7 protein-coding genes are annotated in these 9,731 nt (G+C 69.8%); 6 read left to right on the plus strand and 1 reads right to left on the minus strand.

Going from position 1 to position 9,731, the window contains the following annotated elements:
* Positions 1-37 precede the first annotated feature (37 nt).
* The 6 genes from ABFS34_09120 (at position 38) to ABFS34_09145 (ending at position 8,896) form a co-directional block, all read left to right on the plus strand.
* Positions 38-3,202, plus strand: a complete 3,165-nt coding sequence (locus ABFS34_09120) for a molybdopterin dinucleotide binding domain-containing protein (protein MEN8375596.1) — start codon at positions 38-40, stop codon at positions 3,200-3,202.
* Positions 3,202-4,638 (plus strand): NrfD/PsrC family molybdoenzyme membrane anchor subunit, encoded by a 1,437-nt coding sequence (gene nrfD, locus ABFS34_09125; GenBank protein ID MEN8375597.1) that lies wholly within the window; start codon positions 3,202-3,204, stop codon positions 4,636-4,638. The genes ABFS34_09120 and nrfD overlap by 1 nt, the downstream gene beginning before the upstream one ends.
* The gene (locus ABFS34_09130; GenBank protein ID MEN8375598.1) at positions 4,638-5,153 is read left to right on the plus strand and encodes a DUF3341 domain-containing protein; all 516 of its coding nucleotides are present in this window, start codon (positions 4,638-4,640) and stop codon (positions 5,151-5,153) included. The genes nrfD and ABFS34_09130 overlap by 1 nt, the downstream gene beginning before the upstream one ends.
* Positions 5,146-5,769 carry a cytochrome c gene (locus tag ABFS34_09135; protein ID MEN8375599.1) on the plus strand — a complete coding sequence of 208 codons (624 nt, stop codon included), beginning with the start codon at positions 5,146-5,148 and terminating at the stop codon, positions 5,767-5,769. The genes ABFS34_09130 and ABFS34_09135 overlap by 8 nt, the downstream gene beginning before the upstream one ends.
* A 4-nt stretch (positions 5,770-5,773) precedes the next feature.
* Complete coding sequence (locus ABFS34_09140) at positions 5,774-7,060, plus strand: hypothetical protein (GenBank protein MEN8375600.1); 1,287 nt, start codon at positions 5,774-5,776, stop codon at positions 7,058-7,060.
* Positions 7,061-7,147: 87 nt separating this feature from the next.
* Positions 7,148-8,896 (plus strand): alpha/beta fold hydrolase, encoded by a 1,749-nt coding sequence (locus ABFS34_09145; protein ID MEN8375601.1) that lies wholly within the window; start codon positions 7,148-7,150, stop codon positions 8,894-8,896.
* On the opposite strand, the gene ABFS34_09150 is transcribed toward ABFS34_09145, so the two are convergent.
* Positions 8,893-9,663 (minus strand): TrmJ/YjtD family RNA methyltransferase, encoded by a 771-nt coding sequence (locus ABFS34_09150; GenBank protein MEN8375602.1) that lies wholly within the window; start codon positions 9,661-9,663, stop codon positions 8,893-8,895. The two genes, ABFS34_09145 and ABFS34_09150, sit on opposite strands and share 4 nt — an antisense overlap.
* Positions 9,664-9,731: the final 68 nt, after the last annotated feature.

Below are 9,731 nucleotides of genomic sequence, written 5' to 3' on the forward strand. Positions count from 1 at the left end.
CGAGGGCACGGACGCCGACCGGCCGAGCAAGGGCGGAATGGAACGCCGAGACTTCTTCAAGGTGATCGGCGCCGCTGGCGCGGGCGCGGGGCTGGCCGGTTGCACGACGGGCGCCGCCGAGAACCTGATTCCCTACGTCGTCCCGCCGGAAGAGATCGTCCCGGGGATCGCGACGTGGTACCGCACCACCTGCCAGGAGTGTCCTGCCGGCTGCGGCATGAGTATTCGGACGCGGGAGGGCCGTGCGGTCAAGGCCGAGGGCAACCCGCTGTCTCCCATATCCCACGGGCGTCTGTGCGCCCGCGGGCAGGCATCCCTGCAAGGGCTCTACGATCCCGATCGCGTTCCGCAGGCGCTACGCAAGGGATCCGCCGGAGACTGGCAGAAGATCTCCTGGGACGCGGCCGAGCGTGCGCTGGCCGACGGGATAGCGGGTGCGTCCGGGAGCGCCGTCTTCCTGACGGGCTCCTACAGCGGCACGCTGGACCGGCTGATCGACGACTGGTGCGCGGCGATGGGCGTGGAGCGCGTCCGCTTCGATGCCTTCGGGCTGGAGGCCGTACGCACCGCGAGCCGCCTGGTGTACGGCACCGAGGCGGTTCCGCGCCACGACCTGGCGGCCGCCGAGGTGGTCGTCACCTTCGGCGCCGACTTCATGGAGACGTGGGGCTCGCCGGTCGATTACACGCACGGCTTCGTGCAGGGCCACTCCTACCAGGACGGGCGCCGGGGCCGGCTGATCGCGGTCGGGCCGCACCTGTCGCTGACGGGCCTCAGCGCGGACGACTGGATCGCCGCGCGCGCCGGCACCGAGCACCTCGTCGCGCTGGCGATGGCGCGCCTGGTTGCCGAGTCGACGGGCGCCGCCCTGGACGGACCCCTCGCCTCGGTGGACCCGGCTGCGGCGGCGGACGCGGCGGGCGTGAGCGTGGACGCGATACGCGAGGCCGCCGAGGCGTTCGCCAACGGCGGCCGCTCGGTGGCCATGGGACCGGGCGTCGCCGCGTCGAGCCGGGCCGGGACCGCCCTGGCCACCGCCGTCGCGCTGCTCAATCGGGCCGCCGGCAACGTCGGGCGGACGGTATTCCCGGGGCAGGCAGAGCGGGGCCCCGCGGGGTCCTACCTGGCGCTGACCAACCTGCTCGAGCGGGCGGCGGCGGGCGAAGTGGGCGCGCTGCTGGTGCACGGCACCAACCCGCTGCACAGCGTGCCGCTGGCGGACGCCGCGGCCGCCCTGGACCGGGTCGGCTTCATCGCCTCGTTCGCCACCCAGCTCGACGAGACCAGCGCGCGGGCACAACTGCTCCTCCCGGATCACCACTTCCTGGAGGCCTGGGGCGACGTGGAGGCGCGCCCCGGGGTGCACTCGATCGTGCAGCCGGTCATGCGGCCGGTCTTCCAGACCAAGCAGACGGGTGACGTGCTGCTGTCGGTCGCGCGCCGCGCGGGCGCTCAGATCCCCGACGCGCGGAACACGTTCTACGACTACCTGCGCGCGCGCTGGTCGCGCGATGTGATAGCGGGCGCGGACGAGGAAGGGTGGCGCGCAACCTTGCGCGCGGGCGTCGTGGTGGCCGCCGCGGGCGTCGACGCGGTGACTCCGGTGCCTGCGGCCGGCGCCGCGGAGTCGGCGAGCGGGGCTGGGGCCGCGGTGGGCGCCCAGAGCGTCGCCGAGCTCAGCTTCGACGCGGTGGACCTGACCGGACCGAGCGGCGCAGAGTTCGACGTCGTGGTCTATCCGTCCTATCGCTTCCACGATGGCCGCCTCGCGAACAGGCCATGGCTTCAGGAGCTTCCCGACCCGGTCAGCAAGATCGCGTGGGGTTCGTGGGTGGAGATGCACCCGGATGTGGCACACGAGCGCGGGCTGGATGTCGGCCACATCGTGCGCATAGCCACTGCTACCGGGGATGCGGAGCTGCCCGTCTGGACGCATCCGGGCGTGCGGCCCGACACCCTGGCCATCCAACTGGGACAGGGGCACGAGAACCTGGGCCGGTACGCCAAAGACCGCGGCGTCAACGCGGCCACGCTGCTGGCTCCCGAGGTGGACGCGGCTTCCGGGGGCGCCGTCTGGATCCAGGCGCGCGCAACGCTGGAGCCCACCGGCCGCTGGGAGCGCATACCCTACACCGAGGGTGAGGCCGACGCGTCCGCGCGCGACGTGGCCAAGGCCATGTCGCTGGAAGACGCGCGCAACGCGGAGCCCGTGAACATCCTGGGTCTGGCGGCCTACCGGGCGGGCGTGGAAAACGACCCGGACGGTCAGGGAAACGAGCGCGGCCCGGAGGAAGAGCAAGGCGAGCCGCTGCCCATAGGCAGCCGGGCGGTTCACGGTCAGCCGCACCCGCTCGAGGCGCAGGTCGACGAGCTACAGGGCGTGGGTGGCTTCGGCGCCATCGTCGGCATGGGTGGCGCGCCGCAGGATTACCCTCCGCCCGACACCTACTACGGCGAGTACTCCGAGGAGCGGCCGCGCTGGTCGCTCGCCATCGACATGGATCGCTGCACCGGTTGCAGTGCGTGCATGACGGCTTGCTACGCCGAAAACAACATCGGCATCATCGGCCCGGAACAGGTGGCGAAGGGGCGGCTGCTATCCTGGATCCGCATCGAGCGCTACTGGGAGTTGGGCGAGGGAGACGACGGCCAGCACCGGTTCGAGGGCACGCGCTTCCTGCCGATGATGTGCCAGCAGTGCGGCAACGCTCCGTGCGAGCCCGTGTGCCCGGTCTACGCCGCGTACCACACCCCCGAGGGGCTCAACGCGCAGGTCTACAACCGCTGCGTGGGTACCCGTTACTGCGCCAACAACTGCCCCTACAAGGTGCGCCAGTACAACTACTTCACGTGGGAGTGGCCGGAGCCGCTGAACTGGCAACTGAATCCGGACGTCACCGTGCGCGAGAAGGGCGTCATGGAGAAGTGCACGTTCTGCGTGCAGCGGATCCGCGACGCGCAGCAACATGCCCGCGTTGAGGATCGGCCCGTCGCGGACGGCGAGATCGTGCCCGCCTGCGCGCAGACCTGCCCGGGCGACGCGATCGTGTTCGGCGACATCAAGAATCCCAACTCGCGCGTCGCTCAGGTGGCGGCCTCGGGCAGGGCATACCGGGTGCTGGGGGAGTTGAACACTCAACCCGGCGTGACCTACCTGCAGCGGGTGTCGGTGCACGCCGAGGCGGCAGGGGAGAGCCACTGATGGCCACCGTCACGCCTCCTCCGCCGCCGCCCTCTGCGCCGACGCCGCGCCGCTCGCCGACGCACCCGCAGGTAGAAAGCTACGCCCAGGTCAACCGCGACATCTTCAAGATGCTCAGCCGGCCGGGGAAGGGCTGGTGGATGCTCTTCCTGACCACGCTCGCCGGCGTTGGCCTGATGGGCTTCGCGTTCGCGGTGCAGGTGGTGCTCGGGATCGGCATGACCGGTCTCATGAACCCCGTCGGGTGGGGGGTCTACATCACCACCTTCGTGTTCTGGGTCGGCATAGCCCACTCGGGCACGCTCATTTCGGCGATCCTGTACCTGTTCAGAGCGCCCTGGCGGCAGTCGATCTATCGGGCCGCGGAGGCGATGACGGTATTCGCGGTGATGACCGCCGGGCTGTTCCCGATCATCCACCTCGGGCGGCCGTGGCTGTTCTATTACCTGCTGCCGTACCCGAACCAGAGGCTCATCTGGCCGAACTTCCGCTCGCCTCTGTTGTGGGACGTGTTCGCGGTGGGCACGTACTTCACGGTCAGCGCGGTGTTCTTCTACGTCGGCATGATCCCCGACGTCGCCGCGGCTCGAGACGCCACCGACGTGCCGTGGCGCCGCAAGCTGTACTCCGCGCTGGCGCTCGGCTGGACCGGCACGGACAGGGAGTGGAAGCACTTCTCGAGGGCCTACCTCTACCTGGCGGCGCTCGCCACGCCGCTGGTGCTGTCGGTGCACTCGGTCGTGTCCTGGGACTTCGCCATGTCGATCGTCCCCGGCTGGCACACGACGATTTTCGCGCCGTACTTCGTCGCGGGCGCGATCTTCAGTGGTCTCGCAATGGTGATCACGATCCTGGTCCCCATGCGGAAGGTGTTCGGGCTGCAGGCGTACCTCACGCCCAGGCATTTCGACGCGATGTCGAAGCTGATTCTGCTGACCGCGTTGATAGTCAGCTACGCCTACGCGACCGAGTACTTCATGGCGTGGTACAGCTTCGAGGTGCCGGAGCGAAACGCCTTCTTCAACCGCGCGTTCGGCGACTATTGGTGGGCCACGTGGATCATGATCACGTGCAACGCCTTCGTGCCGCAACTGCTGTGGTTCAGGAACGTGCGCACCAGCATCGGCGCGCTGTTCACCATCGCCATCTTCATCAACATCGGGATGTGGTTCGAGCGCTTCGTGATCATCGTCTCGAGCATCGCGCACGAGTACATGCCCTGGCAGTGGGACACCTACATGCCGTCGTGGGTGGAGATGGCCATCATGGTGGGTAGCTTCGCCTGGTTCTTCATGTGGTTCCTGCTGTTCATCAGGTTGCTGCCGCCGATCTCCGTGGCGGAGCTGAAGGAGGTGCTGCCCAGCCCGCTGCGGTCCGACACGGTGGGCGCGGGAGCACCCGGCCACGATCCCTCCGGACACGAGGGGGCGCGCTGATGGAGAGATCCGGAATCCTGGGCGTGTTCCACCACTCCGACGCGGTCGAGGAGGCCGTCGAGGCGCTGCGCGGCCAGCGTCCCGTGGACATCACGGTGTTCACCCCGCTGCCGCACCACGACATAGAGCACGCCATGGCGAGGCCGGAGAGCCCGGTGCGTGTGTACACGCTGGTGGGGGGATTGACCGGCGCGGCGACCGGCTTCGCGATGCCGATCTGGATGTCGCTGGACTACCCCCTGATCACCGGCGGCAAGCCGATCATTTCGCTGCCGCCCTTCGTGATCATTTCCTTCGAGTTGATGATTCTGTTCGGCGCGCTTGCCACCGTGCTCGGCCTGCTCGTGAACGCGTTTCTGCTCAAGCCGAAGGCTTCGTACGCGTACGACCCATCGTTCTCCGCCGGCTCGTTCGGCGTATTCGTGGTGCCGGCGGAGGGGCGCGCCGACGAGGCCCGCGCGGCGCTGGAGCGGGCGGGCGCGGCCGAGATTCGCGCGGAGGTGGCCCATGCCTAGCCCGGTCCGGCTCGTCGGCCTGCTGGCGATCACGTTGACGCTGGGTGCTTGCACCGAAATCGACAACATGCTCGCGCGCGTGTCCTTCTTCGCGTTCATGCGCGAATCGCCCGCGTTCGACCCGTACGAAGCACCCCGGCTGCCGCCCGACAACTCCGTCGCGTTCGACGGCCCCAACGGCCAGGTGCCGGCGCCCATGGCGCCGGGAGAGGCGGGACTTCAGGCGTTCGGCGAGGCCTACCCCAACCCCATCCCGCGCGGGGCGGAGTCGGAGGTCCGCGGCGAGGAGATGTATGCCCGGTACTGCCAGATCTGCCACGGGCCCGCGGGCATGGGTGGCAACACCGGGTCGGTGACAGCGACCGGAGTCTATCCGCCCATCGCGCCACCGTTGGCCGCGGGTCGCGCTACGACCCTGGCGGATGGCTACATCTACGGTGTGATCCGCGCTGGACGCGGTCTCATGCCCGCTTACGCGGTGCAGATACCGCACGAGGATCGCTGGCACATCGTGAACCATATCCGCCGGCTGCAGGAGGGCGGAGGGCCCTCGGACGGAGGCGCGCAGGCGGCGGACGGGGCGGACTCCGGCGGCGGCCAGGAAGAGGGGGAGTAGCGGCATGGCGCACTCGAACAACGCGGAGCTGCCTTACCGCCGGCTGGACGGCGTGCCACGCCCGGTCCTGCTGATGGGTCTCGGGGCGGCGGTCGTAGGGCTGATCGCGCTCGCGGCCGGGCTCATGCGGGGCGACGGCCGCGCCTGGCAGGCCTATCTCTTCAACTGGCTATTCTGGTTCGGCGTCGCTCAGGGAGCCGTGGTGTTTTCGGCGGTCACGGTGATCACGAGGTCACAGTGGGCGCGCCCGGTGCGACGGTTGGCGCTTTCCTTCGTCGCGTTCCTGCCCATCGGCTTCGTGCTCTTTCTGCCGCTGTTGCTGGCCGGTGAGCACATCTTCCCCTGGACCCACGAGATGTACCACGACGGGCTCGAGAGGTGGCTGAACGAGGGCTTCGTGTCCATCCGCAACGTGCTCGCGCTGGGCGTCATGGTGGGCCTGTCGCTGGCCTACGCGCGCATCACGCTGCGGCCCGACGTCGGCATGCGGCCCGAGGATGCCACGACCGGCGTGCGCGGCTGGGTCGTTTCGGGCTGGCGCGGTCAGGAGGAGGAAGAGCGGCGGGCGCACCGCAAGCTGGCGCGCCTCGGCCCCATCCTGGGGATGGTCTACGCCGCGTCCATGAGCATAGTGGCGTGGGACTACGTCATGTCCCTCGAGGCCGGCTGGTTCAGCACGCTCCTCGGCCCCTACTACTTCATGGCCGCCTTCCTGGGAGGGATAGCGGCGACCACGGTGCTGGCCGTCATCTACCGGTCCAAGCTGGGTCTGGAGGACGTCATCCGGACGCCGCATTTCCACGACCTGGGCAAGCTGACCTTCGCGTTCTGCGTGTTCTGGGCCTACCTGTTCTGGTCGCAGTACATAGTGATCTGGTACGGTCAGCTTCCCTGGGAGCAGACGTTCCTGGTGCACCGCCTGACCGCGCCCTATACGGCTCTCTCCGTGGCCGTTTTGGGCCTGCTGTTCCTGGCGCCGTTTTTCGCGCTGCTCAGCGTGGCCGCCAAGAAGAAGCCTTCGTTCCTCGCCACGGTGGCCAGCCTGATCCTGTTCGGGCTCTGGCTGGAGCGGTACACGCTGGTGTACCCGTCGCTGTATCCGGGCGCCGACGGGGTGCCGTTCGGGTGGGTCGAGATCGGCGTGACGCTGCTGTTCGCGGGCCTGTTCGTTCTTTCGCTGGCCGCGTTCGCGGCCAAGTTCCCGATCTTCCAGGTCTGGGAGCCGATGGTCGACCCGCACGAGTTCGACGACCCGTACTTCCCGCCCCGGGAGAGGGCCGTCGAAGCGTAGGCACGCGTCGGGAGCCCGGACAGGGCGCTGACAACCTCTTTGCAAGCCTCGGATAGCTCAGTCGAGCGCGCGTGCTAGCTTGGACGGATGAATAAGACCTCGCCGTGTGAACCGGTCCGCAGACGTCTCATCGCGGCGCCGCTGGTCCTCGTCGCTGCGATCACGGGCTGCGCAGCCTCTGTCGCTGCGCAGGACTTCGTCGTGCTCGCCCGCGCCGAGGGTGAGCTCCAGGCGTACCGCAGCGACGGCACCCTGCGCTGGGCGGCCGATGTGCTCGATGACCCCCACGAAATGGTGCTCTCGCCCGACGGCGCGCGCGCATACGTGGCGGGGTACGGGAGCGGCGTCGTGTCAGAGGTGGACCTGCACACGGGTGCCGTGCTGCGCCGCTTCGATCTGGCGCGCTGGGGGGCTCTCCACGGGATCGCCATCGCGGAGCGCGGGGACCGGATCTGGGTGAGCGCGGAGGAGCAGGAGTCGGTCCTGGAGATCATCCTCGAGACGGGCGAGCTGGGCCGCGCCCACGAAACCGCCAGGGGGCGCAGCCACATGGTGGCGGTCGACCGCGCCGGGTCACGGCTGTACTCCCCGGACATGCTGGACGGCGTGGTGACGGTGTTCGATCTGACGACCGGAGCGGGCTCGGACGTCGAAGCCGGCGCCGGTGCCGAGGGCATAGCCGTCACGCCCGACGGCGCGGAGGTGTGGGTCAGCAACAACCGCGCGAACACCATCACGGTCATCGACGCGCGCACGCTTGCTCCGGTGGCCACCCTGCCGAGCGGCGGGGACACGCCCGTAAAGCTGCGCATCAGCCCCGACGGCTCGCAGGCGTGGGTGGCGAACAACCGCAGCGGGGAGGTGGCGGTGTTCGACGTGGCGCGGCGCGAGCTGATAGGGACGATCGCGGCGGGACCCAGGCCCCTGGGGATCGCGTTCGACGCGAACGGAGCGCGCGCGCTCGTGTCTCTGGCCGGCGCGGCGCAGGTGCTCGTGGTGGACACGGAGACCCGGGGCGTCGTCGGGCGCGTGCCCGTCGGCGCGAGCCCGGACGGCCTGGCGTTCGTTTCCGCTGTCTCGGAGGGTGAGGGCGCGCGCGCCGGTGCGGCCGCCGTCCAGAGCGTGGCCGGCGTTCCCGAGATCGTGTTTCCTGCCGCGGACGGGGCCATGATCTACGCGGACATCCACCGGTCGGGCCGCGCGAGAGCGCCCCTATTGCTGATGCTCCACCAGGGCGGCGCCAGCGCCCGAGGCGAATACGGCCCCATCCTGCCGCGCCTCCTCGAGGCGGGGTACGATGCGCTGGCGGTGGATCTGCGCAGGGGCGGTGACCGCTTCGGCGGGAGCAACCGCACGGTGGCCGCGCTCGGCCACAACGACACCCCGTATTGCGACGTGTATCCGGACGTGACGGCGGCCTTCGCGAGGGCGCTGGAGCTGGCCGACGGCGCGCCCGTCGTCGCCTGGGGGAGCAGCTACAGCGGCACCCTCGCGCTGCGACTGGCGGCGGACCACCCTGACCGGGTCGCCGCGGTGCTGGCGTTCTCGCCGGCCTCCGGAGGGCCGCTTGCCGACTGCCCGGCGAACGAGCAGGCGGAGCGGCTCGCCGGGCCGGCGCTCGTGGTGCGTCCCGTCCAGGAAGCGGCGATCCCATCGGTCCAGGAGCAACTGGAGATCTTCGCCGCGGCGGGGCACCAGACGTACGTGACGGATCCGGGCACCCACGGATCGTCCACGCTGGTCCCGGAACGCATCGAGGGTGGAGGCGACGTCGAGCGCGCCTGGGCGCTCGTTCTGGAGTTTCTGCGGCAGGCGGTCGCAGGCGCCTCCGACTAGCCCGGACGCGCCAGTTTCCGCCGTACGTAATTGCGCACCTCGAGGGCGGTGGCCCTGAGCAGCTTCGCCTCGCGCTGATCCAGGTCGGCGCGTCGCGCCACCGCCCGCAGCGTGCGCATGATCGCCTCCGGGCGCTTCTTCTTGAAGAATTCGATTTCTTCGAGAGTCGTCTTGGTGTCGCGGAAGAGGTCGCCCAACTGCTCGTGCGTGGCCGGCGGCGCGGCTCTCCTCCACGTCGGCAGTTCCGCCTCGCCGCCCGGCCCCGCCATCCACAGCTCGTGGGCGATCAGCAGGACGGCCTGCGCCAGGTTCAGGGAAGAGAAGGCGCCGTCGGTGGGCACCGTCAGCACCCGGTCGCAGCGGTCCAGCTCGGGGTTCTCCAGCCCGCGGTCCTCGCGGCCGAAGAGCAGGGCGACTGGCCCCTCGCCCGCGGCGGCGAGCGCGAACAGCTCCGGCACCGCCTCCCGCGGGTGCTGCCACACGAAGGGCTGCGTGCGCTGCCGCGCGCTGGTGCCGACCACGTGCACCGTATCCTCGAGCGCTTCGTCCAGCGTGTCCACCATCTCGAGTCGCTCGACCACGGGGCCGGCGGCGTGCGCGATCCCCAGTACCCGCTGCTCATCCCAGTCGACCGGGTTGACCAGCCGCAGCCGGCGCAGGCCGAAGTTCATCATGGCGCGCGCGGTGGTTGCCATGTTCACCACGTCCTGCGGCTCGTGGAGCACGACGACGAACTGCTCGGCGAGAAGTCTGGCGTCTGCTGGCAAATTACGACTCCGTTGGTGGCTTGTCGGCGCAGCCGCAGACATGCCCGCGGCGAGCCGCGGGCGCAAGA

The sequence above is a fragment of the Gemmatimonadota bacterium genome (assembly GCA_039715185.1).
Taxonomy (GTDB): Bacteria; Gemmatimonadota; Gemmatimonadetes; order Longimicrobiales; family RSA9; genus DATHRK01.